The organism is Streptosporangium sp. NPDC020072, from assembly GCF_040631445.1.
Lineage (GTDB): Bacteria > Actinomycetota > Actinomycetes > Streptosporangiales > Streptosporangiaceae > Streptosporangium.
The window spans coordinates 438,830-465,165 of record NZ_JBEYAB010000007.1; the positions used below are offsets into that span (position 1 = coordinate 438,830).

At 71.4% G+C, this 26,336-nt stretch carries 27 protein-coding genes and 2 tRNA genes; 21 read left to right on the top strand and 8 right to left on the bottom strand.

What is annotated here, in order from left to right:
- Positions 1–37: 37 nt before the first annotated feature.
- The 3 genes from ABZ470_RS19680 to ABZ470_RS19690 all read left to right on the top strand — a co-directional run bounded on the left by ABZ470_RS19680 (position 38) and on the right by ABZ470_RS19690 (position 2,805).
- Positions 38–334, top strand: a complete 297-nt coding sequence (locus ABZ470_RS19680) for a heavy-metal-associated domain-containing protein (RefSeq protein WP_352010791.1) — start codon at positions 38–40, stop codon at positions 332–334.
- Positions 335–584: 250 nt separating this feature from the next.
- Positions 585–2,012 carry an MFS transporter gene (locus ABZ470_RS19685; protein WP_362912677.1) on the top strand — a complete coding sequence of 476 codons (1,428 nt, stop codon included), beginning with the start codon at positions 585–587 and terminating at the stop codon, positions 2,010–2,012.
- Positions 2,013–2,145: 133 nt separating this feature from the next.
- Positions 2,146–2,805 (top strand): hypothetical protein, encoded by a 660-nt coding sequence (locus tag ABZ470_RS19690; RefSeq protein ID WP_352010789.1) that lies wholly within the window; start codon positions 2,146–2,148, stop codon positions 2,803–2,805.
- Between the two features lie 12 nt (positions 2,806–2,817).
- On the opposite strand, the gene ABZ470_RS19695 is transcribed toward ABZ470_RS19690, so the two are convergent.
- Entirely contained in the window at positions 2,818–3,183 is a 366-nt protein-coding gene (locus tag ABZ470_RS19695) for a nuclear transport factor 2 family protein (protein ID WP_352010788.1), read from the bottom strand.
- A 78-nt stretch (positions 3,184–3,261) separates the two neighbouring features.
- Positions 3,262–4,047 carry an alpha/beta hydrolase gene (locus ABZ470_RS19700; protein ID WP_352010787.1) on the bottom strand — a complete coding sequence of 262 codons (786 nt, stop codon included), beginning with the start codon at positions 4,045–4,047 and terminating at the stop codon, positions 3,262–3,264.
- A gap of 249 nt (positions 4,048–4,296) precedes the next feature.
- Between ABZ470_RS19700 and ABZ470_RS19705 the strand changes: the two genes are divergently transcribed.
- Together ABZ470_RS19705 and ABZ470_RS19710 are read left to right on the top strand one after the other, a co-directional pair.
- Positions 4,297–5,241, top strand: a complete 945-nt coding sequence (locus ABZ470_RS19705; protein WP_352010786.1) for a ribose-phosphate pyrophosphokinase — start codon at positions 4,297–4,299, stop codon at positions 5,239–5,241.
- A gap of 279 nt (positions 5,242–5,520) precedes the next feature.
- Positions 5,521–6,093: a YceI family protein gene (locus ABZ470_RS19710; RefSeq protein WP_362912680.1), complete on the top strand. Its 573-nt coding sequence runs from the start codon at positions 5,521–5,523 to the stop codon at positions 6,091–6,093.
- 7 nt (positions 6,094–6,100) lie between these two features.
- Here ABZ470_RS19710 and ABZ470_RS19715 read toward each other — a convergent pair whose 3' ends face one another.
- The gene (locus tag ABZ470_RS19715) at positions 6,101–6,412 is read right to left on the bottom strand and encodes a hypothetical protein (RefSeq protein WP_352010784.1); all 312 of its coding nucleotides are present in this window, start codon (positions 6,410–6,412) and stop codon (positions 6,101–6,103) included.
- A gap of 40 nt (positions 6,413–6,452) precedes the next feature.
- Here ABZ470_RS19715 and ABZ470_RS19720 point away from each other — a divergent pair, with 40 nt between their 5' ends.
- On the top strand, positions 6,453–9,701 hold the full coding sequence (locus ABZ470_RS19720; RefSeq protein ID WP_362912682.1) for a BTAD domain-containing putative transcriptional regulator: 3,249 nt from the start codon (positions 6,453–6,455) through the stop codon (positions 9,699–9,701).
- A gap of 6 nt (positions 9,702–9,707) precedes the next feature.
- On the opposite strand, the gene ABZ470_RS19725 is transcribed toward ABZ470_RS19720, so the two are convergent.
- On the bottom strand, positions 9,708–10,361 hold the full coding sequence (locus ABZ470_RS19725) for a hemerythrin domain-containing protein (protein WP_362912684.1): 654 nt from the start codon (positions 10,359–10,361) through the stop codon (positions 9,708–9,710).
- A gap of 203 nt (positions 10,362–10,564) precedes the next feature.
- Between ABZ470_RS19725 and ABZ470_RS19730 the strand changes: the two genes are divergently transcribed.
- From ABZ470_RS19730 to ABZ470_RS19765, 8 genes are all read left to right on the top strand, one after another.
- Positions 10,565–10,637, top strand: a tRNA-Thr gene (locus ABZ470_RS19730).
- 200 nt (positions 10,638–10,837) lie between these two features.
- Positions 10,838–10,911: transfer RNA gene (locus ABZ470_RS19735), tRNA-Met, on the top strand.
- 73 nt (positions 10,912–10,984) lie between these two features.
- On the top strand, positions 10,985–11,149 hold the full coding sequence (gene rpmG, locus ABZ470_RS19740; protein WP_036325591.1) for a 50S ribosomal protein L33: 165 nt from the start codon (positions 10,985–10,987) through the stop codon (positions 11,147–11,149).
- 231 nt (positions 11,150–11,380) lie between these two features.
- Positions 11,381–11,827 (top strand): MaoC family dehydratase N-terminal domain-containing protein, encoded by a 447-nt coding sequence (locus tag ABZ470_RS19745; protein ID WP_352010781.1) that lies wholly within the window; start codon positions 11,381–11,383, stop codon positions 11,825–11,827.
- Positions 11,827–12,255 (top strand): MaoC family dehydratase, encoded by a 429-nt coding sequence (locus tag ABZ470_RS19750; RefSeq protein WP_352010780.1) that lies wholly within the window; start codon positions 11,827–11,829, stop codon positions 12,253–12,255. Before ABZ470_RS19745 ends, ABZ470_RS19750 begins: the two co-directional genes overlap by 1 nt.
- A gap of 102 nt (positions 12,256–12,357) precedes the next feature.
- Positions 12,358–13,647 carry a hypothetical protein gene (locus ABZ470_RS19755; protein ID WP_362912686.1) on the top strand — a complete coding sequence of 430 codons (1,290 nt, stop codon included), beginning with the start codon at positions 12,358–12,360 and terminating at the stop codon, positions 13,645–13,647.
- 52 nt (positions 13,648–13,699) lie between these two features.
- On the top strand, positions 13,700–14,749 hold the full coding sequence (locus tag ABZ470_RS19760; RefSeq protein WP_362912688.1) for a UDP-N-acetylmuramate dehydrogenase: 1,050 nt from the start codon (positions 13,700–13,702) through the stop codon (positions 14,747–14,749).
- A 236-nt stretch (positions 14,750–14,985) separates the two neighbouring features.
- Positions 14,986–15,555: a TMEM165/GDT1 family protein gene (locus ABZ470_RS19765; protein WP_352010777.1), complete on the top strand. Its 570-nt coding sequence runs from the start codon at positions 14,986–14,988 to the stop codon at positions 15,553–15,555.
- An 8-nt stretch (positions 15,556–15,563) separates the two neighbouring features.
- On the opposite strand, the gene ABZ470_RS19770 is transcribed toward ABZ470_RS19765, so the two are convergent.
- Positions 15,564–15,830 carry a glutaredoxin domain-containing protein gene (locus tag ABZ470_RS19770; RefSeq protein WP_362912690.1) on the bottom strand — a complete coding sequence of 89 codons (267 nt, stop codon included), beginning with the start codon at positions 15,828–15,830 and terminating at the stop codon, positions 15,564–15,566.
- Positions 15,831–15,956: 126 nt separating this feature from the next.
- Here ABZ470_RS19770 and ABZ470_RS19775 point away from each other — a divergent pair, with 126 nt between their 5' ends.
- The 5 genes from ABZ470_RS19775 to ABZ470_RS19795 are packed head-to-tail and all read left to right on the top strand — an operon-like array spanning position 15,957 to position 23,299.
- Entirely contained in the window at positions 15,957–17,576 is a 1,620-nt protein-coding gene (locus tag ABZ470_RS19775; RefSeq protein ID WP_362912692.1) for an ABC transporter substrate-binding protein, read from the top strand.
- Positions 17,573–19,489: a prolyl oligopeptidase family serine peptidase gene (locus ABZ470_RS19780; RefSeq protein WP_362912694.1), complete on the top strand. Its 1,917-nt coding sequence runs from the start codon at positions 17,573–17,575 to the stop codon at positions 19,487–19,489. The genes ABZ470_RS19775 and ABZ470_RS19780 overlap by 4 nt, the downstream gene beginning before the upstream one ends.
- The gene (locus ABZ470_RS19785) at positions 19,489–20,646 is read left to right on the top strand and encodes an ABC transporter permease (RefSeq protein WP_362912696.1); all 1,158 of its coding nucleotides are present in this window, start codon (positions 19,489–19,491) and stop codon (positions 20,644–20,646) included. The genes ABZ470_RS19780 and ABZ470_RS19785 overlap by 1 nt, the downstream gene beginning before the upstream one ends.
- A complete protein-coding gene (locus tag ABZ470_RS19790) occupies positions 20,643–21,530 on the top strand; it encodes an ABC transporter permease (protein ID WP_362912698.1) in 888 nt (295 codons plus the stop codon). The genes ABZ470_RS19785 and ABZ470_RS19790 overlap by 4 nt, the downstream gene beginning before the upstream one ends.
- 2 nt (positions 21,531–21,532) lie before the next feature.
- Positions 21,533–23,299: an ABC transporter ATP-binding protein gene (locus ABZ470_RS19795; protein WP_362912700.1), complete on the top strand. Its 1,767-nt coding sequence runs from the start codon at positions 21,533–21,535 to the stop codon at positions 23,297–23,299.
- 21 nt (positions 23,300–23,320) lie between these two features.
- On the opposite strand, the gene ABZ470_RS19800 is transcribed toward ABZ470_RS19795, so the two are convergent.
- Positions 23,321–23,461: a hypothetical protein gene (locus ABZ470_RS19800; RefSeq protein WP_362912702.1), complete on the bottom strand. Its 141-nt coding sequence runs from the start codon at positions 23,459–23,461 to the stop codon at positions 23,321–23,323.
- 331 nt (positions 23,462–23,792) lie between these two features.
- Here ABZ470_RS19800 and ABZ470_RS19805 point away from each other — a divergent pair, with 331 nt between their 5' ends.
- Both ABZ470_RS19805 and ABZ470_RS19810 read left to right on the top strand, forming a co-directional pair.
- Complete coding sequence (locus ABZ470_RS19805) at positions 23,793–24,212, top strand: SRPBCC family protein (protein ID WP_362912704.1); 420 nt, start codon at positions 23,793–23,795, stop codon at positions 24,210–24,212.
- A gap of 3 nt (positions 24,213–24,215) precedes the next feature.
- Positions 24,216–24,641, top strand: a complete 426-nt coding sequence (locus tag ABZ470_RS19810; protein ID WP_362912707.1) for a MarR family transcriptional regulator — start codon at positions 24,216–24,218, stop codon at positions 24,639–24,641.
- Positions 24,642–24,773: 132 nt separating this feature from the next.
- Here the strand turns inward: ABZ470_RS19810 and ABZ470_RS19815 are convergent, their stop codons facing one another.
- Positions 24,774–25,400, bottom strand: coding sequence for a hypothetical protein (locus ABZ470_RS19815; protein ID WP_352010767.1), 627 nt, complete (start codon positions 25,398–25,400; stop codon positions 24,774–24,776).
- 170 nt (positions 25,401–25,570) lie between these two features.
- Entirely contained in the window at positions 25,571–26,185 is a 615-nt protein-coding gene (locus ABZ470_RS19820; protein WP_362912709.1) for a hypothetical protein, read from the bottom strand.
- Positions 26,186–26,336: the final 151 nt, after the last annotated feature.

Consider the following 26,336-nt stretch of genomic DNA (forward strand, 5'->3'; position numbering starts at 1 on the left):
ACGACATACCCCCCGTGGGTAATGAGAGGAGAGGTCAATGTGCACTGCGTGTGCGTGCGGCACCCAGAACGGCGACTCCGCGCAGGCGGTGACCGGTGGCGCCGGGGCGGCTGAGGCGAACGTCTACACGGTCAGCGGCATGACCTGCGGCCACTGCGTCTCGTCGGTCTCCGCCGAGATCGGCAAGGTCGGCGGCGTGACCGACGTCCGGGTCGACCTGTCCAGTGGTGCGGTCACCGTCAGCGGAGCGGGCTTCTCCGACGAGGAGATCCGTGTGGCGGTCGAGCAGGCGGGTTACACGCTGGCCACCGCCTCGCCCGCCGGCGCCGCCTAGGCAATGCCCCCTGGGGGTAGCGAACGCGACCTGTGGGCGGTGCCGTACAGGGGGCGGCGTTCTCCCGGAAACAAGGTGCCGCCCAGGAACAGGACACCCAAGGACAGGAACCAGAACAAGCTGCCCGACAACAGGTGGTGGGCGTGCATTGGCGTGCACGCCCACCGCGGGGCCGGTCGAGTCGAATCACACCCAATCCCCACCCCCATCCTGCCTCGTCGGCAGGAATGCGAGAAATCAGGAGTGCGGCATGAATGCCGTCAATCCACGCAGGTGGCAGGCACTCGTCGTGCTCGCCGCCGCGCAGTTCATGGTCATCATGGACACCTCGATCATCGGTGTCGCCCTGCCCGACATGCAGCGCGACCTCGGCTTCTCCCCGGGCGGTCTGCAGTGGGTCTTCAACGCCTACGTGATCGCGTTCGGCGGCCTGCTGCTTCTCGGCGGGCGGCTGTCCGACCTGCTCGGCGCCCGTAAGGTCTTCACCACCGGCTGGGTCATCCTGATCGCCGGATCGGTCGTCGCCGCGGCGGCGAGCACCGCCTGGGTCGAGATCCTCGGCCGTGGCATCCAGGGAGTCGGCGGAGCGCTCATCGCCCCCGCCTCGATGACCCTGCTCATGATGCTCTTCGGGCACAACCCCCGTGAGCTGGGAAAGGCCATGGCCCTGTACGGCGCGGCCGCCCCGGCGGGAGGCACCGCGGGGGTGTTCCTCGGCGGCGTCATCACCGAGTACCTGAGCTGGCCGTGGGTCTTCATCGTCTACGTGCCCATCGGCCTGGCCACCCTGGCGGCCGTACCCGCGCTGCTTCCCTCCGTCCGGGGCAGGCGCGGTTCGGTCGACGTGCTGGGCGCGGTCTCCGTGACCGCGGGAATCGCCCTGGCGGTCTACGCCATCGTGCGGGCCCCTGAGCAGGGCTGGACCTCGGCGGCGACGGTGCTTGAGTTCGCCGGAGCGCTCGCGCTGCTGGCGCTGTTCCTGGTGGTCCAGCGCACCGTTCGCGAACCCCTCATGCCGCTCGCCGTCTGGCGCACCCCGGGCCTGGCCACCGCGAACCTCGCGATGACGCTGCTCGGCGCGGCCTGGATCCCGATGTGGTACTTCCTCAACCTCTACCTCCAGCAGGTCCTCGGCTACGGCGCGTTCCCCAGTGGCGCCGCGCTGCTGCCGATGACCGTAGCGATCATGATCTTCATGATCGGCATCACCGCCCGGCTGCTCGGCCGGTTCGGCGCCAAGCCGCTCATCGTCATCGGCCTCGCGGTCATGGCGGCGGGTGTCGGAGGCCTGTCCCTCGCCCGGCCGGACGGCGTGTTCGCCGTGGACGTCCTGCCCGCCTCCCTGATCGCGGCCGTGGGAATGTCCCTGGCGTACATCCCGGCGATGATGTCGGCCATGTCAGGGGTGGGGCCGCAGGAGAGCGGACTGGCCTCGGGCATCGTCAACACCACCTACCAGATCGGTTCGGCGATCGGCCTGGCGGCCATGACCGCGATCGCCACCTCCCGGCCGGTCGAACCGGGTGACCTCGCCGGTCTCACCGACGGTTTCCAGGGCGCCTTCGTCGGCGCGGGAACGGTGGCCGTCGTGGGAGCCGTCCTCGCCCTGCTGCTCATCCGCAGACCGAAGCGGGCGGCCGAGAGCACGGGTGGGGAAAAGGAGACGGCTCACGCGTGAGACGGTTTCGGGGGTCCGCTTCGGCGGGCCCCCGAATCGTCGGTTCAGCCGTGGACCGGTATTCCAGTGGATGATCCGGCATGTCAGGCCATATGCGGTAGAAGTAAGAAGCATGACCGCAGAACATTCGTCCGTGAGACTCGTGAAGCTCGGAGCGAGCGTCCGGATCGGGGTGCTGTTCGGGGCGGTTTTCGGGGCGGCGACCTCTCTGGTCAACGCGACCTCCAACCACTACGCGGACCTCGAAAGCCGGGTCGCCACGACCAGTGGGGCGTCGGCCATCGAGATCGTGAGCGTGATGATCGACTCCGGCTGGGCCTGGGCGGGGTTGGCGGTCGCCATGGGATGGCTGATGGCCCGCACCATGGGGGGTGACCCAGGGGAGAGGACTTCCAGGCCGCTCGTCCGGGGGGCCGTTGCCGGGGCCGTGGCGCTGCTCGCGGCCACGGCGGCCTACGCCTTCGTGGACACCGTCTGGAGAGGCGAACCGCTGCTCTCCTGGTATCTCTCCGAATCGCCCATATGGTGGGTGGCCGGTGTCGTCCTCGGGGCGCCCCTGGGGGCCGTGGGTGCCTGTGCCGTACGGCCGGGAGCGATCGGTCTTCTCGCGAGGATGGTCGTGCCGGTCGGCGCGGCCGTACAGATGGTCGTGCTTCCTCCGGGCAGGAACGAACGGATCACGACCATCGGTCAGACGGTCGTGTGGACGCTCGCCGCCCTGTTCGTCGGCTTCGTCGGCGCCCGCTTCCTCAGCGGACGCCGTTCCGCACCACCGGTCCCGGAGCCCGAGTGAACACCGAGGGCGTCACCGCCCCAGCAGGTCGGGCTGGTCGATCGTCCACAGCCACGTGCCGTCACTCTGACGACGGGCCACCTCGACGGTGACACCGCCGTCGGGCAGGAGCACAGAGGTGAGCGCCAGGTCGCCGTTGCGCAGCGCGGGCAGCCTCCGTCCGGGGGTGAAGACGGGCCGGTCGCCGACCAGCCGTGTGTAGGCCTGGCGGATCTCGTCGGCCCCCCGGGCGAGCAGGCCGCCGGGCAGCGCCAGCACCGCGTCCGGCTCGTAGAGCGCCACCAGCCCCTCGACGTCGCCCGCGTTGAGGCGCTCCACGACGAACCGGCTGAGATCCTCCGGTTGGACGGCACGCTCTCGGACATCGTCAACGCTCATCGCCCATGCTCCCCTCGAACGCGGCATGTCGCCTCGGACGACAGGGATCATGCCAGGGAGGTCCGACAGAACCGGGACTCAGCGAAGGAACTCCAGGAGCACCGGGGTGATGGCCTCGGGGGCGGGGCCGTGGCCCTGGCCGGGAAGGACGCGGCGGGTCGCGTTGGGCAGGGCCGCGGCCACCGCGTCGGCGGCCTCGGGAAGGCCGGGGAAGGTCTGGTCACCGGAGTAGACCACCGTCGGCACGGTGACCGAGGACCAACGACCGGCCCAGTCGGGGTCGACGTTGATCTCGTGGACGCCGGCGAGGTCGTAGACGAGCGTCGGGGCGACGGAGACCATCTCCGCCCAGCCGGGAGACTGGGCCATCCCGTCGACGACCTCGGCCGGAACCCCGATGACCGAGGTCAGGTTGTAACGCATCGCCTCGTCGTTCTCGCCCTTGGCCAGCAGGGCGCGTAGCGCGGCCAGGTGCTCGGTGTGGTCGGCACCGGCGAACAGCGGCGGTTCGTAGAGCGCCAGTGCGGTGACGCCGATCCCGGCCTCCGCGGCGGCCAGGGCCACGGTGGCCCCTGAGGAACTGCTGTAGAGGGTGGCGGTCCCTCCGACGGCCTTGACCAGCGCGGCGAGATCCTCGACCTCGCGCTCAAGCGCCCACGGCGCGGTGTCGCCGGAGCGCCCACGGCCGCGCCGGTCGTAGTCGACGGCGGTGAAGCCCTCGGCGGCGAGCAGTCGCGCGACCTGGCCGGTGTTGTGGTCGATGGCACGGTGCTGGGTGGCGCCGCCGACGAAGACGACGGCGGGTCCGTCACCGTATCGGTCGTAGTCGACGACCGTGCCGTCCTGGGAGATGACTGTGCTCAAGATCCTGTCTCGATTCGTGAGGTCGGGTGAGGGACGTGTGGCGCGCCGCCGTCGCGGCCAAGGGTAGGTCGCGGCCAAGGGTAGGGAGGGGGACCGACACTTTCGGTCCCTCCTTCGGCGATCAGGTCGACATCCGGGCGTTTCCACCTGGTGAAGGCGCCAACGGAGTGGGGGTAAGTCCGATTTGAGGGCACATGTAACATGCGTCTCGCCTGACCGATTCAGCACCAGTCCGAGCGAGGAGCGGCTGTGCGAGACATCACCGTGTTCAGCGGAAGCGCCCACCCTGAACTGGCGGAGGAGATCTGCTCCCACCTGGGGACACCGCTGCATCCGGTAAGGATCAAACGGTTCGCCAACGACTGTCTTGAGGTGCAGTTGCAGGCCAACTGCCGGGAACGGGACGTGTTCCTGATCCAGCCGCTCGTCCCGCCGGTTCAGGAGAACCTGGTCGAGCTGCTGCTGATGCTGGACGCCGCGCGAGGGGCGTCGGCGGCCAGGACGACCGTGGTGATGCCGCACTTCTCCTACGCGCGCTCCGACAAGAAGGACGCCCCGCGCATCTCGATCGGGGCGCGGCTGGTCGCCGACATCCTGGCGACCGCGGGCGCCGACCGGGTGCTCACCATGACCCTGCACTCCCCGCAGGTGCACGGCTTCTTCAGCGTGCCGGTCGACCACCTGCACGCCCTGCGCGAGCTGGCCGCCCACTTCCGGCAGTACGACCTGTCCAACACCGTCGTCGTCTCTCCCGACCTGGGCAACGCCAAGGAGGCCGCGGCCTTCGCCCGCTTGCTGGGCACCGAGGTCGCGATGGGGGCCAAACAGCGCTTCAGCGACGACCGGGTCACGATCGGCTCGGTGATCGGCGACGTCACCGGCAAGGACGTCATCGTCCTGGACGACGAGATCGCCAAGGGCACGACCGTGATCGAACTGCTCGACCGGCTCCGCGAGCGGGACGTCAGGTCGGTGCGGATCGCCTGCACCCACGGGGTGTTCGCCGCAGGGGCCCTCGACAGGCTGGGGGAGCAGCCGGACGTCGAGGAGATCGTCTGCACCAACACCGTCCCGCTTCCCGATCTCAAGCCGGACTCCAAGCTCCGCGTCCTGTCGATCGCCCCCGTGCTCGCCGAGGCCATGCGCCGCATCCACGACGGCGAGTCGGTCAGCGCCCTGTTCGACGCCTCCTGAAACCCGGCCCCGCCGTACGGGAAATCCGCCGTACGGAAATGCGCCGTACGGGAAAGGTGTCTTTCCCGTACGGGGAACCACTTCGAGAATGCGGTCTTTCCGATTTCCGGGCTTCTCAAAAACGGTGTTCACGAAGGGGCCGGAAAACAGAAAGCCCACGAAGGGCTCCATGGTCGTCTCCAGGTCGCAGATTGGCGCCGAAGTGCGTTCTTGTGTCCTTCCTCCCGGCATTCCAGGATGAGGTCGTGTAGCTCATCCGGCATACCAGAAGAGGCGACAGTGACACAGACCGTGGAAATTCCGGGATATGTGACGGGGACGTGGACGATAGATCCGGCCCATTCCGAGGTCGGTTTCGTCGTACGGCACCTGCTGATCAGCAAGGTGCGCGGGCGGTTCACCGCGTTCGAGGGGCGGATCGTCACCGGGGCCGACCCGCTGGAGTCGAGCGTCACCGCGCGGGTCGACCTGGCCTCGGTGGACACCGGAAACCCGCAGCGGGACGACCACCTGCGCTCGGCGGACTTCCTGGAGATCGACAGGTATCCGACCCTGACCTACCACGCCGACGCGTTGCGGCGTGAGGGGGAGGAGTTCGTCCTGGACGGCGAACTCACGCTCAAGGGGGTCACCCGCCCGGTCCCGCTGAGGGTCGAGATCAACGGCTTCGGCCCCGACCCCTATCTTCCGGACCCCAGGGCCGGTGCCCGGGTCGGTTTCTCGGCGCGCGGCGAGATCGACCGCACGGATTTCGGGGTCAGTTTCAACAGCCCCATTCCCGGCGGTGAGGGGCTGACACTGGGGGAGAAGGTGCAGATCTTCCTGGAGATCCAGGCGGCGCTCGTCGTGTGAGAGGGGATCACCCGCCGAGCGCGTCCCACAGGGTGGCGAACTCCTCCTCGGTCAGCGGGTTCAGGCCGAAGTCGTCGGGATAGAGCGGGCCCTCGGCCAGGAAACCGTGTTCGTCGGAGATGTGCCGCCACGAGTACCGGCGGGCGACGCCGTCGGCGCCGAGTTCGGCGTGCCTGACGGGCCAGTACTCGCCGCCGTCGTCGATGACGGCCTCGAACAGCCACACGTGGCCGTCGCCGTCCCTGCCGTACCAGTACCAGTGCCGCCGGTCGCTCTCGTCGAGCGCCCGGATCGCCGCCCTGCGTGGTTCCTGGGACATCGCGCTCCTTTGCGTAATGTGAAATACGCTACTTTCCGTTATGTTGCGTGTTCTTGGTCCGCTCCAGGCGGAGGTCAACGGTCGTCCTGCGGACCTGGGCGCCTTCCGGCAGCGGGCCGTACTGGCCCGGCTGGTCGCCGCGGGCGGCCACGTGGTCTCGACAGATCGTTTCATCGACGACCTCTGGCGTGGACAACCCCCGCCCAAGGCGCTGGCCGCGCTCCAGGTGTACGTGTCCAACCTGCGGCGGACCCTCGAACCCGACCGGCGGCCCCGTACCCCCGCGACCGTGCTGGTCAGCGCCGCGCCCGGCTACCGGCTGCGACTCGACCCCGAACTGGTCGACGCCTGGGCCTTCGCCGCGACGGTCGAGGAGGCCGCCACGGCGCTCGCCGGGGACGGGGCGGCACGGGCGCTCGACCTGCTGGACCGGGCGCTGGCGCTGTGGCAGGGGCAGGCCTACGCCGAGTTCGCCGACCAGGAATGGGCCGTAGCCGAGGCCGCGCGCCTCGACGACCTGCGGCTGGCCGCCGTCGAACACCGCGCCGAGGCGCTGCTCGCCCTCGGCCGCAACGCCGAGGTACGGCTCGAACAGCACGTCCGCGCCCACCCGCTCAGAGAGAACGCCGTACGGCTGCTCGCCCTGGCCCACTACCGGGCGGGGCGGCAGGCGGACGCGCTGGCCGCGATCAGGAGGGCCCGCGAGACCCTCGCCGAGGAGCTCGGCGTCGATCCCGGCCCCGAACTGCGCGCCCTGGAGAGCGACATCCTCACCCACGCGGCCCGGTTGCGCTCGGCCGTACCGGAACGTCCCCTGCCGTCCCCACGCCCGATGCCGTCCGAGGAACCGGCCGTCGAGATGGTCGGCCGTACGGCGGAGCTGGCCGCGCTCGACGCCGTCGCCGACGGCCGTGGGCCGCGCACGGTCTGGCTGGGCGGGGAGGCGGGCGCGGGCAAGAGCACGCTCGCCAACGCCTTCGCCCGGCGCCTGGCGGGGAGGGGATGGCTGACCGTCACCGGACGGTGCCCGGAGACCGACGGCGGGGCGCCGCCGGCATGGGCGTGGAGCGAGGCCCTGCGCGCCCTGGCCGCCGTCCGCCCGCCCCAGGAGGACCTCGCCGTACGGCTCGCGCCCCTGCTGGCCGACGAGACCCCGGCGACCGGCCGGTTCCGGCTCGCCATGGCGGCCGAGGACTACCTGACGCGCGTCGTGACCGGCGGGACCCGGCTGCTGGTCGTGCTTGAGGACGTCCACCGCGCCGACGCCGAGACACTGCGCCTGCTGCGCCACCTGGCCGTACGGCTCGCGACCGTGGAGATCATGGTGCTGGCCACCTACCGGAGCGCCGAGACGACCGACGACCTTGAGGCGACCTGGGCCGCCCTGGCCGGGCGGGAGACCCACCGGCTCGCCCTGGGCGGCCTGGACGTCGCGGACGTGGCCACACTGCTGCGGGAACGCTCGGGACACGACGTCGATCCGGAGACCGTCCGCGCGGTCGCCGAACGGACCGGGGGCAACCCGCTCTTCGTCTCCGAGACGGCCAGGCTGATCAGCACGGACGGCACGGGAGCCGCCCTGGCCCTGCCACCCGGGGTGCGGGACCTGATCAGGCGCAGGATCGCCAGGCTGCCCGCGACCGCGCGGACCACGCTGCGGGACGCGGCGGTCGTCGGCAGGGACGTGGACGTGGACGTGCTGCTCGCGCTCGAAGGGTGCGACGAGGACACCGTGCTCGAAGGGCTTGAGGCGGGCGTCATGACGGGGCTGCTGACCGAGCCGGCCCCCGGGCGGGTGCGCTTCGCCCACGTCCTGGTCCGCGAGACCCTCTACGAGGACACGCCGGGGCTGCGCCGTACCCGGTTGCACGGCAGGGTCCTCGGGGCGCTCGAACGGGCCAGGCCGGGTGACGTCCTGGCCCTGGGACACCACGCGCTGGCCGCCGCGACCCCGGCCACGGCCGGGCGGGCGGTGCCGTACGTGGTGGCGGCGGCGCGGCGGGCGGCGGACCTGCACGCCCACCGGGAGGCGGGGGCCCTCTACCGGGGCGCGCTCGGCCTCGTCGAGGACGACAGGGAACGACTCGACCTGCTGTGCGGCCTGGTGGGCGCCGAGGCGCACGTGGGCGACGTGCTGGCCGCCAGGGCGGACCGGCGGCGGGCCATCGAGGTGGCGCGGCGGCTCGGGACGGGGCTCACCCGGGCGCTGACCGCCTACGACGCCCCGGTGACCTGGTCCATCCAGCCGGCCCGGCGGGTGGACGAGGAGTTCGTCGCCGCCGTCGAGGAGGCCCTGACCGGCGAGAACGACGACGAGACCCGCTGCAGGCTGCTGGCCACGCTCACCTTCGAGCTCGAAGGGCACCGGGAGGAGGAGTGCGAGGTCCACAGCGCCGAGGCGCTGCGCCTGGCCAGGGAGTCGGGCCGCGCCGAACTGGTCTGCCTGGCGCTCAACGCGCGCTACTTCGTCCTGCTGACGCCGCACCGGCGGGCCGAGCTCGAAGCGGTGGGGCGGGAGCTGGTCGAGCTCGGCGGGCGCGCCGGGCTGCCCGGATACCGGATGCAGGGCCACCACGCGCTCTTCATGGTGAGCCTGGGCCGCAACGACCTGGCCGCCGCCCGTCACCACGCCGACCGGGCGCTCGAACACTCGACCACCGGCCAGCTGGGGCTGGCGCTGAGCGTGCTGGCGATGCTGGACGCCCTGGTCCTGCTGGTCAGGGGCGACTTCGCCGCCGCCGAGCGCTCCTACACGCGTACGGCGGAGCGGATGGCGGCGGCCGGGGGGCCGCAGGCCCTGGCCGTCGGTGTCTTCGGCCGGTTCGTGACCCGCCTGGCCGGTGGGCTGCCCCAGGACGTCGAGGAGATCAGGGCCGTCTACGAGCTGCTCCCGCCCGACACCTCGGAACTGCTGGTCGCGGCGCTGGCCGCCGAGGGGAGGCACGAGGAGGCCAGGGCGGTCTGGGAGCCGTACTGGCGGGCCAGGCAGGACTACTACTGGCTGATCCGGCTGACGCTGCGGGCCCGTAACGCCGTGACCCTGGGCGATCGGGAGGTCGCCCGGCGGTGTTACGAGGACCTGCTGCCGTGGGACGACGAGCTGGCCGGGCTGTCGTCGGGCTCGGTGACCCTGGGGCCGGTCGCACACGTCCTCGGGGACCTCGCGGAGCTCCTCGGCGAGGACGGGGCAGGCCATTACGCCAGGGCCGTACGGGTCGCGGAACGGATCGGTTCCCCGCACTGGGCGCGTGAGGCGGCCCGAGCCCTGGCCTCGGCGCGCGAGACCTGAGAGCGCTCAGCCGTCCGCGAGGGGGCCGTAGATCATCCGCCTGCGGCGGCGGTGGCCGCCGCGCAGCAGGGAGAGCAGCACCGTCAGCACGGGACCCGCCATCCTGCGCAGCCGGACCAGCTCCTCGGGCCTGGCGTACTCCTCGATCCTGGGCAGCTCGGTCCTGATGTCACCGCCCTTGCGGACGGCCTTCTCGACCTTCTCCCAGTCGGCGACGGACACGTACTTCATGATGATCGGGAAGAGCAGCCGTTCCTCCTCCTCGATGTGCTCGTCGAGCATGTCGGCGAGCCTGGTGAGCAGGGCCGCGAGGCGGGAGGCGTCCCCGGCCGAGACGGTCGAGGCGAAGGCGGCGGCCTGGCCGACGACCTCCGCGAGCAGCGGGTCGAGTTCCGAGTGGTCGTCGCTCAGGTCCCGAAGGTCGACCTCGGCCCCCGCGGACCGTTCGATGACGGGCCAGAGCACCTCGTCCTCCGACACGTGATGGTGGTGGATACCCGCGCACAGCCGGGTGACGTAGGCGCCGACGGCCGCCGCGCGGGCCACGTCGGCCGTCTGCCTTCCCTCGGCCAGCTCGGTGGCGAGTACGGACAGGCGGCGGGTCTCCCCTCGCATGGCGCGATGGGTGATCTGGAAACCCAGAAGTTCGGGGGTCGTCACGGCTCTCTCCTCGGTGGTGTGTCTCGTGGTGAGACCACGATGCGAGAGGCCGCTTATGTGGCACTTGGTGACCACTTGGCGTGGGCGCGGGCCCCGGTCCCGTGATGATCCGGATTGATTTCGCATCACGCCGCCGAGCCGTGTATGGTTACACCTGTCCGCAGCGACGAGGCGAAGAAAAGACGCCAAGTCAGAGCGGGCAGGCCCCTTTAGCTCAGTCGGCAGAGCGTCTCCATGGTAAGGAGAAGGTCTACGGTTCGATTCCGTAAAGGGGCTCGACAGCCTCCAGGCCCTGACCAATCGGTTGGGGCTTTCGGCTTGGGTGGACGTTGAGGCCCACCGCAAGACGCTCAAGGACCCGGCGAGTGGACGGGGCATAACCGGGGAAACCCGGAAGATGGCCCTGACCTGCGCAAGTACGCAGTCAGTCCACAGGTCGGGTATCCTTGCGGGGGCCGTCACTCAGATGGCTCCAAGGCGGAGTAGCTCAGTCAGGCAGAGCAAACGGCTCATAATCGTTGTGTCGCCGGTTCAAGTCCGGCCTCCGCTACTACCCTCCCGGTCTCCCTTACGGGGCACCGGTGCGGGTTGTCCCAGTCCCGAACGTAGAAAGGCACTCCCAAGTGGCTGCCACCGACGTTAGGCCGAAGATCACGCTGGCCTGCCAGGAGTGCAAGCACCGCAACTACATCACGCGGAAGAACCGGCGCAACGACCCGGATCGGCTTGAGCTGAAGAAGTACTGCCCCAACTGCAAGACGCACCGGGCGCACCGCGAGACCCGCTAGTTCTCGCGAGGACTCCCGCATCTCTTCGGGAGACGGCTGCCTCGGTAGCACCCGCAAACTCAACGCGAACCGGCGTCCTCTTCGAGAGGGCGCCGGTTTGTCGCGTTCGCACAGCTTTCCTGTCCGGGTGTTGACCATGACCGACAGCCGCGCGGGGGCCGGGGAGGGCTACGGTTTCCTGGTGGCCGTACCGGCGGCCCCCAACCAGCTCGATATCCGTAAAGGAGCACGATGGCTCTGAACCGCGATTTCGTCGGGCGGGCGTCCACGCCCTCTCCGCCCTACGAGGTCAGCCGTGTGAAGATCAGGGAGTTCGCGGCGGCGATCGGGGACGACAACCCGGTCTACCGGGACGCCGAGGCCGCGCGGGCCGTCGGTCACCCGGACGTGATCGCCCCTCCGACCTTCCCCATCGTGTTCAGCCTGGCGGGCGGCTCGATCCTGGCCGACCCGGAGCTGGGGCTCAACTTCGCCATGGTCGTCCACGGTGAGCAGCGTTTCGAGTACCAGCGGCCGATCCACGCCGGCGACGAGCTGGTCACCGTCTCGACGGTGACCGACATCCGCAGCGTGGGCCGCAACGAGCTCATCACCGTCAGGAGCGACGTCTCCACGGTCGAGGGCGAGCCTGTCTGCACGACCTACAACACCATCGTCGAGCGCGGAGGGGCGGGCTGATGGCCGCGACGGTCAAGTACGACGACGTCGAGACGGGGCAGGAGATCCCCGCGGTCGACTACCCGGTCCGCCGCGTCAACCTGGTGATGTACGCCGGGGCCTCCGGCGACTTCAACCCCATCCACTGGAACGAGCGCTTCGCCAAGGCCGTCGGCCTGCCCGACGTCATCGCGCACGGCATGTTCACCATGGCCCAGGGCGGCCGGTTCGTCACCGACTGGGCGGGCGACCCCGGAGCCGTCGTCGACTACGGCGTGCGCTTCTCCTCCATGGTGGTCGTCCCGGACGACGAGCAGGGGGCGGTCATCACGGTCAGCGGCCTCATCGAGCAGAAGCTTGAGGACAAGCGCGTGGTGGTCGCGCTGACCGCCCGTTCCGCCGACTCCAGGGTGCTCTCCAAGGCCCGCGCGGTGGTCCAGCTGGCCTGACGGTACGGCCTCCCCGGGCCCCGGGGTCCGGGGGTGGAGTGTCGTGCCCGGCGGGATTTGTTTCGCCTGATTTCTCCTTCCGTGCGTGGGTAGCGTCCTGGAATGAGCGAAGTACCACCTCACGTGACCGCTCTCGCCGAGCGGTGGGTCAGGGCCAGGACCGGTGACGATCTCGCGGGGGCGGAGACGCTGCGCGGGGAGATCGAGGCCGAGGGCTGGCTCGTCCGCGCGCTCGGCGAGGGTTTCGACCTGGTTCCCCGGCCGTCTTTCGAGGTGTGGCCGACGGTCAGCGCCGTACCGGTACCCGAAAAGCCGATGAATCCGGAGAATGCCGAGGGATCGGTGAAAGCGGGCCGGGTGACCGGCACCGTACCGCTTGAGGAGGGCACCTCGGAGGCCGAGCGGGTGCGGGAGGCCGCGGCACCCGGCGCCCGCCCGGAACGGCTCGGTGACCTGGAGGCCGAACGGGTCGCCGGGACCGAGGCCGCTCCCGCCCAGGAGCCCGAGGGCGTCGAACTCACCGGCAGAGCCGGGAAGAACCGTGGGCCGGGGAACGCCTCCGGAGCCGGTGGCCGCGACAGGACCGGGGAGGACCGCGGGGACCCCGAGCGGATGATCGAATCCCAGCTGCTGTGGGACGCCAGCCTGTCGGTCTCCCGGCTGGACGAGGAGGTCACCCCGGTCGAGCCCGAGGAGCCGGTCGCGCCGCCGAGCGTGACGGTCGCGCTCGTGGTGGACGGCTGGCCGGAGGACCTGCTTGAGTGCGTCAGGGCCGTGGTCGCCCGCACCGAGGCCAGGATCATCGCCCTCGACCTGGGCAACGTCGACGGGGCAGGCGAGGTCCTTGAGGAACTGGTCAAGGAGTACCCCCACCGGGTCGAGGCCTGGCATGTGGCCGAGATCGCGCACTGGCGGGGAGGCACGGCGGGGTGGGGCGAGAGCCGTACGAAACTGCTGAAGCTCGACGGCGCGGACGTGCACGTGGTGATGGAGACCTCCACCATCCTGGACGGCGACGCGATCACCCCCCTGATCAAGGTGCTTGAGGACGACGTGGTCGCGGCAGGCTGGAAGGGCGTCGACCCGGGGGAGGACGGCCACGACTGGCACGAGGCGGGGCCCGGGGAGGTCAAGGGGGTGCTCGGCCACCTGTTCGCCGTACGCCGCGACGCCGCGCTCGCGGCGGGCGGTTTCTCCCGTGACGCGCGTTACTACCGCAACGCCGACCTGGAGTTCTCCCTGCTGCTGCCCGGCACGGTCGTCGCCCTCGACCGGGACCTGCCCGTCCACCAGGAACGGCACCGCGGCTACCACGACGTCGATCCGGCCTACCGGGACAGGGAGTCGCGCAGGACCTACGACCGGGTGCTCGGCCTGCTCCGCTCCACATAGCGGCTCCCCGTAGGCTGGTCGCCGGATTGTCGCACCGGGCGTGGGGAAGCGCATGACTGAGCGGGTCGCAGGGGTACGGCTGGCGCCGTACACGACGTTGGGGCTGGGCGGGGCCGCGAGGGCGTTCGCCGAGGCCGGGTCGGCGGAGGAGATCGTCGAGCTGGTCGCGGCGGCGGACGCGGCGGGGGAGCCGGTGCTCGTGCTCGGTGGCGGCAGCAACCTGGTGGTGGCCGACGAGGGCTTCGACGGCCTGGTGGTGCGGGTGGCGTCCAGGGGTGTGCGGACCGAGGCCGAGGGTGGGAGGGTCCGGGTCACCGCGCAGGCGGGGGAGGACTGGGACGCCCTGGTCGCCCTGACCGTCGCCGAGGGGTGGTCCGGGGTGGAGTGCCTGTCCGGCATTCCCGGGCTGGTCGGCTCGACGCCGATCCAGAACGTCGGCGCCTACGGGCAGGACGTGTCACAGACGATCACCGGGGTGCGGGTCTACGACCGCGGGACGGGCGAGGTCAGGGACATGGACGCGGCGGAGTGCGGCTTCGCCTACCGCGACAGCGCGTTCAAGGAGGAACTCGGCAGGCACGTCGTGCTCTCGGTCACCTACGAGCTGGCCGCCGACGACCTGTCCGGGCCGGTCGCCTACAAGGAGCTGGCCCTCAGGCTGGGTGTCGAGCTGGGGGAGCGGGTGCCGCTCGGGCGGGCCCGTGAGGCCGTGCTCGCCCTGCGCGCGGGCAAGGGCATGGTGCTCGACCCGGCGGACCCGGACACCCACAGCGCGGGCTCGTTCTTCACCAACCCGGTCCTCAGCGCGGCCGAGGCGGCCGAACTCGACCTGCGCGTGCCCGGTTTCCCCCGCTGGGACATGCCCGGGGGCTCCGTCAAGGTCCCCGCGGCCTGGCTGATCGAGAACGCGGGCTTCCCCAAGGGCTACCGGCGCGGCCCGGCACGCATCTCGACCAAGCACACCCTGGCCATGACCAACCCCGAGCTTTCTGCGACCACCGAGGAACTGCTCGACCTGGCCCGCGAGGTGCGCGACGGCGTGCTGGAGAAGTTCGGGGTCACGCTGGTCAACGAGCCCGTGATGGTCGGAACCGGCCTGTGAGGGCATTTGCGGGCGCCTGTTATCGTGGACCGGTAACACCCGAGGGGGAGTAGTCCCAATCGCGTGATCGACATACTGGCGCCACGGCGCCCGGTCGCGCGGGCCTTGAGGCGGAGACGCCGAGGCGGACGAGACCTTCGGCCTGGCAGGCATACATCGATGCCGCCGGGCCGAAGTCGTGCCCGAGACTCCCCGGGTGCCCCTTCCGGCCCGGCCGCGCGCGGAAGGGCAGCTCGTTGGAAGCATTCTGGATCAGTCTCGCCGTGATCTTCGTCGCCGAACTCGGCGACAAGAGCCAGCTCATGGCGATGACCTTCGCGACCAGGTTCAAACCGTGGCCGGTCCTGGCCGGTATCACCCTGGCCACCGCGGTCGTCCACCTCGTCAGCGTCGGCCTGGGCAGGCTGGCCGGTGACCTGATCCCCACCACGGCCATCACGATCGTGGCGGGCCTGGCGTTCCTGGGGTTCGCCGTGTGGACACTGCGCGGGGACGAGCTGACCGACGAGGAGGAGCAGAAGGCCAGCCGTACGACCAGGTCGGCGATCGTGGCGGTGACCGTGGCGTTCTTCCTCGCCGAACTCGGCGACAAGACCATGCTGGCCACCATCACGCTGGCCACGCAGTACGGCTGGTTCGGCACCTGGCTCGGCTCGACGGTCGGCATGGTCGCCGCGGACGCGCTGGCCATCCTGGTCGGCCGCATGCTCGGCAAGCACCTGCCGGAGAAGGTCATCAAGTACGGCGCCGCCGCCGCGTTCGCCGTCTTCGGCGTCGTGCTGCTGGTCGAGCCGCTGTTCGCCTGAGCCGGGGCTCACGGGGCGGCCGGTGCCCCGCCTTCTGCTGACCCGAGCCGTTCGCGGATCTCCCGCAGGCTCGGGTTGACCAGGCCGGTGCCGTCGGGCATGACCACGGTCGGGATGAGCCAGGAGCCACCGCCGATCTCGGTGATGCGCTCGATCGCCCCCGGGGTGTGGTCGACGTCCACCTCCGTGAAGGGGATGCCGGCCCGGGTGAGCTGGGACTTCAGGCGTTGGCAGTGGCCGCACCAGGGGGCGCTGTAAACGGTGAGGGAGTCCATGCATTTCCCATTCGGAAGGTGGGTTTGACCGGGGCGCCGTCGGGCGAATACTCTCCAGAGCCAAGTGGATAGTAATGGTAGACGCAGCAGCTAGACAGGCTGGCTGGTCGCAGAAAGTAGGTCTCCGTGACCGGTCTCCCCGACGTCGCCCTCACCCGGCGTTCCCTCCTGAGATCCCTCGCCATCGTGGGCGGCCTGGCCGCGATCCCCGGTCTCGCCGCCTGCGGCTCGACCCCTCCCCCTCCCGCCGCCGGGAAGACCGACCTGCTCAGGGTCGCGCTGCCCTCCTCGATCGGCTCACTCGACGCGAGCAAGGAGGCGGGCATCATGAACTACGTCGTCGCCCTCCTCTGCCAGGAGGCGCTCGTCGGCGTCGGGCAGGACGGCGGCCTCCAGCCCGCCCTCGCCGAGTCGTGGGAGCGCAAGGACCCGAAGACCTACCTCTACCGGATCCGCTCCGGGGTGACCTTCACCGACGGCACCCCGCTGACCGCCGACGACGTCGTGGCCAGCCTCGACCTGCACGCCAGGAAGGGCTCCACCTCGGCCTACGCCTACGCCTACGCCAACGTGGACGAGATCAAGGCCGACGGCTCCACGGTCACGATCACCCTGAAGGAGCCGGACGCCTCCTTCGCCTGGACCCCCTCCCCGGGCACCCTGCAGATCACGAGCAGGAAGTTCGTCGAGACGACCGGCGAGAACATCGGCACCCCGGCCGGGAAGATCCTCGGCACCGGGCCGTACAAGGTGACCGAGTTCGCGCCCGACTCGCACGTGACGCTGGAGCGCAACGACGCCTGGTGGGGCGGCAAGGTCCCCTACCGGCAGATCAGGCTGGACTTCGTCCCCGAGGAGTCGACCCGGCTGCTGGCCATGCGCGGCGGCTCCGTCGACGTCGCGCTGAACGTCCCCGCCGAGCAGATCGACCAGTGGAAGGCGATCTCCGGCGTCGAGGTCCGCACGGCCAGCGACCGGTCCCTGGTCACCCTGGCCTTCAACACCGCCAAGAAGCCCTGGAACGACGTCCACGTCCGTAAGGCGGTCGCCCACGCCGTGGACCGCGAGGGCATCGTGCGCAGCGTGCTGCGCGGCCACGGCCAGGTCGCGACGACCGTCCCCGACCCGGCCCAGTGGGGCGGCGTGCTCGACGAGGCCCAGGTCAAGGACCTCTACGCGCGCATCCCGCAGTACGGCTTCGACCTCGCCAAGGCCAAGGAGGAGCTGGCTCTCTCCTCGGTGCCGGGTGGCTTCTCCGACGTGCTGACCTACCCAAGCAGCGGCCCCCAGCTCGGCAGGGCGGCCCTCACCCTCGCCGAGAACCTCAAGACCATCGGCATCACGCTGGAGGTCAAGGAGATCCCCCTCGAACAGTGGATCTCCGAGCTGGGCAAGCACGACTCCGGCGTCTACCTCGGGTGGTACTTCGCCACGACCGGTGACCCCTCCGAGTACGTCCAGCAACTGCTCAACGGCGCCTACGCCGGGGAGAACGGCTCCAACATCGCCGAGTACGCCAACGCCGAGGTGACCGGGCTGCTCGACGACGCCAAGAAGAGCACCGACGACGCCGCCAGGGGCAAGCTGCTGGGCGACGCGCTGGTCAGGGCCGCGGCCGACGTTCCCTACCAGCCGCTGTGGTGGGGAGAGGCGGCCACCGCGTTCGGGCCGAAGATCGGCGCCGGGGAGTTCGGCCCCTACTTCTTCGTCGGCCCCTGGGCCGCCAAGCTCACCACCCGCCCATGACCGTCGTGGACCTCTCGCGGGACGCGGGACTGCGGGCGCACGCGGCCCTGGCGACCCTCCGGGTGCCCGACGCCGTCGCGCTGCACCCCGAGGGCACCCGCGTCGCCTGCGTCCTGCCCCCGTCCGAGGCCGAACCCGTCGCCCACGTGCTCGACCTCACCCGTGCGGACGCCGTCCCCACCCCGGTTCCCGAGGTCGCGGGACGCGGGCACGCGCTGACCCGCTGGCTGCCCGACGGGCGGCTGCTGCTCGCCTCGGGCGACGGGCAGGCCCTCGACCACGTCGAGGTCCGCGCGGGCGACGACCTCGTCACCGTCTGGCGGGCCGGGGTCGACGGGGAGATCGAGGACCTGGTCGCCGACGCCGACGGCACCGTCCTCGTACGGCTCGCCGACCCCGGAAGCGAACGCGACGGCAGCCACCTCGGGCTCCGGGTGGCCGACCCGGCCGCCGACCCGTTCGTCAGGACCCCGGGCGGACGGCTGCGGCGGCTCGCCCTGCTCAGGGTCGGGGACCCGGCCCCGAGGCCCGTCCCCACCCCCGGTCTGACCGTCTGGGAGGCCGACTGGCGCGACGGCCTCGCCCTGGCCGTGACCTCGGCGGATGAGACCCCCGGCGGGTACTACCGGCCCGGCCTCGTCCTGATCGACCCGGCCACCGGGGGGACCCGGACCCTGCTGACCACCTCCTGGCAGCTCAGCCGCCCCAGGCTGGCCCCCGGTGGACGCGCCGCCGTCGTGGTCGAGGGGCTGTCCATCGTCTCGGGACGGGTCGTCCACCTCGACCTGGAGAGCGGTACGGTGACCCGGCTGACCACCGTGGACGACGTCACCGACCTGGGCTGGCTCGACGAGCACACCCTGTGGTTCACCGGGTGGTCGGGAACCGGCACGCACGGCGGCACCATGACCGCCGAAGGGCGGGTGCTGAGCCGCTGGACGGCCTGGGGCACCCTCGGCGGGCGCGACGGTCAGCCGTCGCTGTCGCCGGACCGCACCGGCACCCGTGCCGCCGCCGTCTGGGAGACGGCCGGGCGACCGCCGGAGATCGCGCTCTCCGTCCTCACCGAGGGTGCGTGGCACCAGGTCACCGCCCTCAACACCGACCTCGCGCGGCTGGCCGTACGGCAGGAGGAGGTGAGCTGGACCGGGCCCGACGGGCTCACGGTCCAGGGGCTGCTGCTGACCTCGGGGGAGGCGCCGGGGCCGAGGCCGCTGGTGGTGATCGCGCACGGCGGGCCGACCTGGCTGTGGTCGAGCGCCTTCGCCCCCGCCGAGTCCAACCAGCTCGCGCTGCCGCTGGCGCACGCGGGCGCCGCCGTACTGCTGCCCAACCCCCGGGGCAGCAGCGGACGCGGGCAGGACTACGCCCGCCGGGTCATCGGGCACGTCGGCGAGGAGGACCTCGGGGACGTGCTCGCCGGGACCGACCACCTCGTGGCGGCCGGGATCGCCGACCCCGGGCGGATGGCGGTGCTCGGGCTGAGCTACGGCGGCTATCTCAGCGCGTGGGCGGTGACGCGGACCAGGAGGTTCAGGGCGGCGGTCGTGATGTCCGGCGTCGCCGACTGGCTCAGCTTCACCACCGCGAGCAACCTCGCGGGCGGCTTCGACCCGCTGTACCACCGGGGCGCCGACGCGACCACCCCGGAGGGCAGGGAGTTCCTCGCCGCGCGTTCCCCGGTCTGTCACGCCGGAGCCGTGACCACCCCGACGCTGATCCTGCACGGCGCCGAGGACAGAACCACCCCCGCCGGGCAGGCGGACCAGCTCTATCGCGCCTGGTCAGCGGCCGGAGTGAGGACTCAGCTCGTCGTCTACCCTCGGGAGGGCCACGAGCTGACCGAGCCGGGACACCGTCACGACGCGGCCGGCCGCGTGCTCGCCTGGTTGACGGAGAACGGGGTGCTGTGATGGACGGGCGGAGCCGGGACGGCCTCCCGCCGGACGGGGACGACGGCTCTCACGGGGACGTCCGGGAGGCCGCCGTGGGAGGCGGCGCTTACGAGGGCGTCCGGGAGAACGGCTCGCGCGAGGACGCCACGGGGGACGGCTCTCACGGGGGCGTCCGGGAGGCCGCTCCGGGAGAGGGCGGTCACCGTGTCCGGCGTGCCGGGCGGGGCTGGGGCGCCTTTCTGGCGCGCAGGCTGGCGGGGACCGCCGTCGTCGTCGCGCTGGTCTCCGTCGGGGTGTTCGGCCTGCTCTACCTCGCCCCGGGCTCGGTCCAGCAGACCCTGCTCGGCACCCGTCCCGCCACGCCGGAGACCATCGCCGCCATCCAGGCCCGCTACCACCTCGACGACCCGCTGCCGGTGCGGTACCTCACCTGGCTCGGCGGCGTCCTGCGCGGCGACCTCGGCGTCTCCATCAGGACCGGCTCCCCGGTCGCGGACATGATCGGCGAACGGCTGCCGCTCACCTTGGCGCTCACCGGGTACGGCACGCTGCTCGCGGTGCTCGTCGGCGTCCCCCTCGGCGTCGCGGGAGCCGTACGGCGGGGCAGGGCGACCGACCGGTTCACGGTCACGGCCGGAGTGGTAGGGCTGAGCGCCCCGCCGTTCGCCGTGGGACTGCTGCTGCTCGTGGTCTTCGCCGCCTGGCTCGGCTGGTTCCCCGTGTACGGCACCGGCGAGGGCCTGGCCGACCGGATCTGGCATCTGACGCTGCCCGCCGCCGCGCTGGCCGTGGGCGCCGTGGGCATGCTCGTCCGTTTCAGCAGGGCCGCGCTCATCCGCGAACTCGACCAGGACTACGTGGTCTTCGCCAGGGCACGCGGCCTGGGCGGCGCCGGGGTCCTGGCCTACGCGCTGCGCAACTCGCTCGTGCCGATCCTCACCGCCGCCGGGCTGGTCGTGACCGGCATGCTGGCCGGGACCGTACTGGTCGAGGTGACCTTCGCGCTGCCCGGCCTCGGCTCCCTGCTGGTCGACTCGGTCACCTTCAAGGACGTGCCCGTGGTCCAGGCGCTCGCGTTGCTGCTCACCCTGCTCATCGCCGCCGTCAACCTCCTGGTCGACGTCGGCTACTCCCTGGCCGACCCCAGGGTCAGGTTCGGCGGGAGGGCCTCGTGAGGCGCCCGTTCACCGGCCGTCGTCCGCGGGAGGCCGTGGAGGTCCGCAGGAGAGGCGTGGCGCGGCCCGCGTGGCTGCGCGCCCCGGTGAGTGTGGCCGTCGCGCTCCTGGTGCTTGTCCTGGCGGCCGTCGCCGCCGCCTTCTCCCCCTGGATCGTGCCGGACGCCACCGCCCAGGACCTGATGCTGGGCATCAGCGGCCCCGGCCCCGGCCACCCGCTCGGCACCGACGACCTGGGCCGCGACGTGCTGGACCTGCTGGTCGCCGGAGCCCGTACGGCCGTGCCGGGGGCACTGTGCGTGGCCCTCGGCTCGATGGTCGTCGGCAACCTGGCCGGGCTGCCCGCCGGATACCTCGGCGGCTGGGTGGACGCGCTGGTCATGCGCTGGGCCGACCTGGTGTTCTCGCTGCCCGCCCTGCTGGTCGCCATCGTCGTGGCGGGTGTGCTCGGCGGCGGGTACGGCCTGGCCATCGCCGTACTGGTCGTGCTGTTCTCGCCGACCGACACACGGGTGGTGCGCGGAGCCGTACTCGAACAGCGGCACCGTCCCTACGTCGAGGCCGCCCAGATGAAGAACCTCTCCTCCTGGCGGATCATGACGCGGCACGTGTGGCCGAACATCGCGCCCGTCGCACTGGCCAACGTGTTCCTCAACTTCGCCTACGCCCTGGTCTCGCTGGCCTCGCTGTCCTTCCTCGGTCTCGGTGTCGCGGCGGGCTCACCCGACTGGGGGCGGACGCTGTCGGACAACCGCACCCAGTTCCTGGCCAACCCCTGGACGGTGATCGCCCCCGGCCTGGCGATCATCGCCGTCGCCGCCGCGCTCAACATCGTGGGTGACTGGCTCTACGAACGCGTGGACGCGCGGGGAAGGGCGCGCTGAGGATGGCACAAGAGGGTGGGATCACGGTCGAGGGGCTGACCGTACGGCAGCCCGCGACCGGCAGGACCCTGTTGTCCGAGGTCTCCTTCGACGTCGCGCCGGGGGAGTCCCTCGCGATCGTCGGTGAGTCCGGTTCCGGCAAGTCGCTCACGGTCAGGGCGACGCTCGGCCTGCTGCCCAGGGGACTCGACGCCTCCGGCCGGGTGAGCGTCGACGGCGTGCGGGTCGACGACGACCCCCGAACCCGCGCCCGGCAGCGCGGCGGCGTGGTCTCCCTCCTCATGCAGGACCCGTTCACGCTGCTCAACCCGCTGCGCCGGGTGGGGAGGCAGATCGCCGACGGGCTGCCGAAGGGGGCCGACGCCGCGACCGAGGTGCCCAGGCTGCTGGCCGAGGTCGGGCTGCCCGGGGACGTGGCCGGGCGCTACCCGTTCCAGCTGTCCGGCGGTATGCGGCAGCGTGTCGGCCTGGCCGCCGCGCTCGCGGGCGGGCCCCGCGTGCTGGTCGCCGACGAGCCGACGACCGCGCTCGACGCGACCACCCAGCGTGAGGTGCTCGCCCTGGTCCGGCGCATCCAGCGGGACCGGGGCATGGCGTTCGTGCTCATCACCCACGACCTGCGGCTGGCCTTCTCCACCTGCGACCGGGTCATGGTGATGTACGCCGGGCGGATCATGGAGAGCGGTGGGGCGGCGGCCGTACGGGACGAGCAGCTCCACCCCTACACCCGGGCCCTGCTGGCGGCCGAACCGCCCGCCGATCGGCGTCTGGCCGTCATCCCGGCCGTCCCCGGCTCCGTGCCGGCCCACGACGCGGTCGCCGACCGGTGCGCCTTCGCCGCCCGCTGCTCCCTGGCCGTGCCCGGGTGCCTGGCCGTACGGCCCTCGGCTCTGCCGGTACGGCCTGGCCGGGAGTCGGCCTGCCTGCGCGCCGCCGAGCTGCCCGCCAGGCCCGCGCCCGCACCGGGGGTCGCGCCTGGCGCCCCGGTCACGGCCGCCCCGGTGCTCGACCTGCGTGACCTGCGCAGAACCTTCGCCGGATCCGCCCGGCCCGCCCTCGCCGGGGTGAGCCTCACCGTCGCGCCCGGCGAGGTGGTCGGCGTGGTCGGTGAGTCGGGGTCGGGCAAGACCACGCTCGCCCGCTGCGTCGCCGGGCTGGAACGCCCCGACGCGGGCACGGTCCTGCTCGACGGGATCGACTGCTCCGACTACGGCAGGCTGAGCCGTACGGCGGTGCGCCAGGCCCGGCGCACCGCGCAGATGATCTTCCAGGACCCCTATTCGACGCTCAACCCCGCCCGCACGATCGGGGCGACCCTGGCCGAGGCCCTGCGCGCCGACGGCCGCCCGGCCACCCCGGGAGACGTCGCCCGGCTGCTCGAATCGGTCGGCCTGAGCCGCGACACGGCCGGGACGCGCCCCGCCGGGCTGTCCGGCGGCGAACGTCAGCGGGTCGCGATCGCCCGTGCGGTGGCGGGTGAGCCCCGGCTGCTGATCTGCGACGAACCGGTCTCCGCGCTCGACGTCTCGGTGCAGGCGCAGATCCTCGCCCTCCTGGCCGAACTGCGGGAACGGCTGTCCATGGCGATGCTGTTCATCACCCATGACCTGGCGGTCGTCCGTCAGGTCGCCGACCGGCTCTACGTGCTTGAGGCGGGCCGGTGCGTGGAGACGGGCCCCGTCGACCAGGTCCTCGACGCCCCCTCCCACCCCTACACGCGGACGTTGCTGGCCAGCGTCCCCGACGGCTCCCCGGGCTGGCTCGGTTAACGCCGCAGTGGCCTGCCCGGGTCACCCGGGGGTCAGGGCGGCCTCCGCCTCGGCGAACTCCCTCGCCGGGTCCACCATCCTGGTCAGCAGCTCAAGGTCGTCCGGGTCGTAGCGCCGCCTGACCTCGCGCCGGCGTTCGGCGGCGACGCGCAGCGGCGGCACCGCCTCGGCGTACGCGCCGCGCCTTCAGCTTGCCCGCGAACATCGCGGCCGGGCCCCCGCCGCTCCCGGCCGAACGCAGGTACCGGCGTTCTGACTCCTGCCAGTCCTTGTGGTGGCCGAGTTCGGCGTCGTGTCGGTGCCGGTGGTCATGGGCCGCCCTCGGCGGGAACGGCCTGGTGGTGGTCCGTCGGGCCGTGGGTGAGGACGGGCCCGTTGGCCGGGTTCTCGACATTCCTGCACGTGGACGTCGCCTGACGGGTTCGGGAGGGTTTGACGGGTTAGTCGCCGCGAAGATAGTCTGCGCGCATCCTAAATGTCGAAGGGGAGACCCATGTGGGAGTACGAGCACAGCGTCGAGACCACCGCCGCTCCTGAGGCGCTGTGGCGTCGCTGGTCCGACATGGAGACGTGGCCACAGTGGAACGACGGGATCGAGAAGATCGAGGTCGACGGCCCGTTCGCCGTGGGCACGGCGTTCAGGATGACCCCGCCGGGGGAGGACCCCGTCGAGTTGCGCCTGGTGGAGATCGTGCCGGGTGAGGTGTTCACCGACGAGATGGACGCCGGTGGGTTCGTCGTGCGCACCGTGCACCGGCTGGAGCGGCTCGACGCGGGACGGACCCGGGTGACCTACCGTACGGAGATCGTCGGACAGGCCGCGGACGAGGTCGGGCCCCAGCTCGGTCCGGCGATCACCGCGGACTTCCCCGACGTGGTGGCCGCGCTGGTGAAGCGGGCGGAGGAGGGTTAGGCCGTGGTCGCCCATCCGGACGAGAGCCCGGGGTTCCTGCTGTGGCACGTCACGCTGCGCTGGCAGCGGGAGATCGTCGCCGCCCTCGCCCCGCTGGACCTCACCCACGTGCAGTTCGTGCTGCTGGCGACCGCCTGGTGGATGAACTCCCACGGCGAGAGTCCCAACCAGCTCAGCCTGGCCAGACGCGCGGGCACCGACGTGAAGATGACCTCGCAGGTGCTGCGCAGGCTGGAGGACAAGGGCCTCCTCAGGCGGGAGGTCGATCCGGCGGACACCCGGGCCAAGTTGCTGAGGACCACCGACGAGGGCGCCGAACTGGCACGGCGGGCCATCGGCGTCGTGGAGGCCGCCGACGCGGCCTTCTTCGGAGCCACTCCCGACCTGTCCACCCTGCAGGCCCTGATGCGCCCTCTCGCCGATCCCTGAGCCGGGCCGGGTCGAGGGAGCCGCCGGTCCTGGCCGTGTGTTTCCTGGGACCGGCGGCGTTCTCGGTGTTCTTCGCCGGGTGACCGGTGGTCGTGTGGGCGCCGGAGGCGGCCGGGCCCGGGCGGCGAGTGATCAGGACCAGTAGGAGCGGGCCCGTTCCGCGGCGGTGGTGAGGGCCTCGCCGTCGATCTTGGTGAAGGTCAGCGGCACGTCGAACGCGGGCCACTGGACCACGAACTCGAACGGCTCCGGCGGCGGCAGCGGCCACATCCACAGGTTCCAGTGGCCGGTGGCCAGGCGGCCTCCACCGCCTCCGCCGCCTCCGCCGCCCTGACGCAGGACGGGTCCCTTGGGACGCGGCGGCGGCCACTCGTCGGAGTTCGTCCTGCCGTCCACGGTCGTCGCCTTGGAGCCGTCGGGCAGGCGCACGCCGAAGCGCAGGACCTCGTCCTCAAGGAGGCGGCTGGGGCGGGTCCGGTTGCGGCGTCCCTCGAACATCAGGCCACGCCGTTCCCACCAGCTGTCCTCGTCCTCGTCGAGGAGTCGTCGTGCCGCCAGCCGTACGTGGAACTTCACGTTCTCGGGGAAGGCGACGGCACTGGCGAGGACGATCGTGATCGAGTCGCTCTGGAACAGCGTCTGCTCGACGGCCACGGTGCCGCCGAGCAGATCCTTCGGGGGGCCTGCCCACGGGGGCTGATCTCTCTCCTCCGAGGCCAGGTCCCGGCCGAGTCGTGGAGGGGGGGTGAAGAAATCCATGCGGTCAAAGTACGCAACCCCACGGCCCGTCCGGGTGTTTTTTCACCACATAGCACCCCATAAGTGCGGTGTCCCGATCGATACGGCGCACCCATATAGACGGATTTATCCTGAAAAATCCTTTTTCTATACGGCTGGCGCACCCGCGCGGTTCGCCGGCCAGGGGAGGGTCAGGGCCAGTAGGAGTGCGCGCGCCTCGCGGCGGCGACGAGCGGTGCGCCGTCGATCTCGGTGAACGTCAGCGGCACCTCGAAGGCGGGCCACTCGACGGCGACCTCGAACGGCTCCGGCGGCGGCAACGGCCACAACCACAACGGCCAGTGCCCGGTGGCGAAGTCGTCGCTCCCCGATCTGTTGCCCGACCGTCGGCAGTGCAGGACCGGACCGTCCGGACGAGGGGGAGGCCATTCCTCGGCGTCCAGTGCGCCGTCCACGGTCGTCGCCTTCGACCCGTCGGAGAAACGGACGCCGAGCCGCATGACCTCATCCGAGAGGCGGGAGCCGTGATGGCCGTGAAAATCGAACAGCCGGTCGTGGCGGTCCCACCAGACGTCGTCGTTGACTCCCTCCAACCGGCGGAACGCCATTCGCACGTTGAGCGTCACCCCTTCGGGAAAGGCGAGGGCGTCGGTGAGCACGATGGCCAGTGTCTCCGTGCGGAACAGCGTTCGGTCGACGGGCACGACGGCACCGACGAAATCCTCGGGAGGGCCGAGCCAGGGTGGTCTCTTTTCCCGCTTCATCGGTTTCCGCTCGGGAGGCGGCGGCGCGGTGAAGAAATCCATATGGCCACGCTACACAAATCCCATTTCCATGGCCGGGCGGAAAGAATTCCACTTCTCCGGTCCTGGGTCGGCGGATACGGAGGCCCTCACGCCCCGACCCCGTGGTCGTGTGAACGGGAGGGCCTGGCAGAGTTTCGGGTGTTACGGGTGA

Bases quoted from the DNA above. Each gene is read 5' to 3' on its own strand.
- ABZ470_RS19680 (WP_352010791.1), top strand. From the start codon at position 38: ATGTGCACTGCGTGTGCGTGCGGCACCCAGAACGGCGACTCCGCGCAG.
- ABZ470_RS19685 (WP_362912677.1), top strand. From the start codon at position 585: ATGAATGCCGTCAATCCACGCAGGTGGCAGGCACTCGTCGTGCTCGCC.
- ABZ470_RS19695 (WP_352010788.1), bottom strand. From the start codon at position 3,183: ATGAGCGTTGACGATGTCCGAGAGCGTGCCGTCCAACCGGAGGATCTC.
- ABZ470_RS19715 (WP_352010784.1), bottom strand. From the start codon at position 6,412: ATGTCCCAGGAACCACGCAGGGCGGCGATCCGGGCGCTCGACGAGAGC.
- ABZ470_RS19720 (WP_362912682.1), top strand. From the start codon at position 6,453: ATGTTGCGTGTTCTTGGTCCGCTCCAGGCGGAGGTCAACGGTCGTCCT.
- ABZ470_RS19745 (WP_352010781.1), top strand. From the start codon at position 11,381: ATGGCTCTGAACCGCGATTTCGTCGGGCGGGCGTCCACGCCCTCTCCG.
- ABZ470_RS19750 (WP_352010780.1), top strand. From the start codon at position 11,827: ATGGCCGCGACGGTCAAGTACGACGACGTCGAGACGGGGCAGGAGATC.
- ABZ470_RS19755 (WP_362912686.1), top strand. From the start codon at position 12,358: ATGAGCGAAGTACCACCTCACGTGACCGCTCTCGCCGAGCGGTGGGTC.
- ABZ470_RS19760 (WP_362912688.1), top strand. From the start codon at position 13,700: ATGACTGAGCGGGTCGCAGGGGTACGGCTGGCGCCGTACACGACGTTG.
- ABZ470_RS19770 (WP_362912690.1), bottom strand. From the start codon at position 15,830: ATGGACTCCCTCACCGTTTACAGCGCCCCCTGGTGCGGCCACTGCCAA.
- ABZ470_RS19780 (WP_362912694.1), top strand. From the start codon at position 17,573: ATGACCGTCGTGGACCTCTCGCGGGACGCGGGACTGCGGGCGCACGCG.
- ABZ470_RS19785 (WP_362912696.1), top strand. From the start codon at position 19,489: ATGGACGGGCGGAGCCGGGACGGCCTCCCGCCGGACGGGGACGACGGC.
- ABZ470_RS19795 (WP_362912700.1), top strand. From the start codon at position 21,533: ATGGCACAAGAGGGTGGGATCACGGTCGAGGGGCTGACCGTACGGCAG.
- ABZ470_RS19805 (WP_362912704.1), top strand. From the start codon at position 23,793: ATGTGGGAGTACGAGCACAGCGTCGAGACCACCGCCGCTCCTGAGGCG.
- ABZ470_RS19815 (WP_352010767.1), bottom strand. From the start codon at position 25,400: ATGGATTTCTTCACCCCCCCTCCACGACTCGGCCGGGACCTGGCCTCG.
- ABZ470_RS19820 (WP_362912709.1), bottom strand. From the start codon at position 26,185: ATGGATTTCTTCACCGCGCCGCCGCCTCCCGAGCGGAAACCGATGAAG.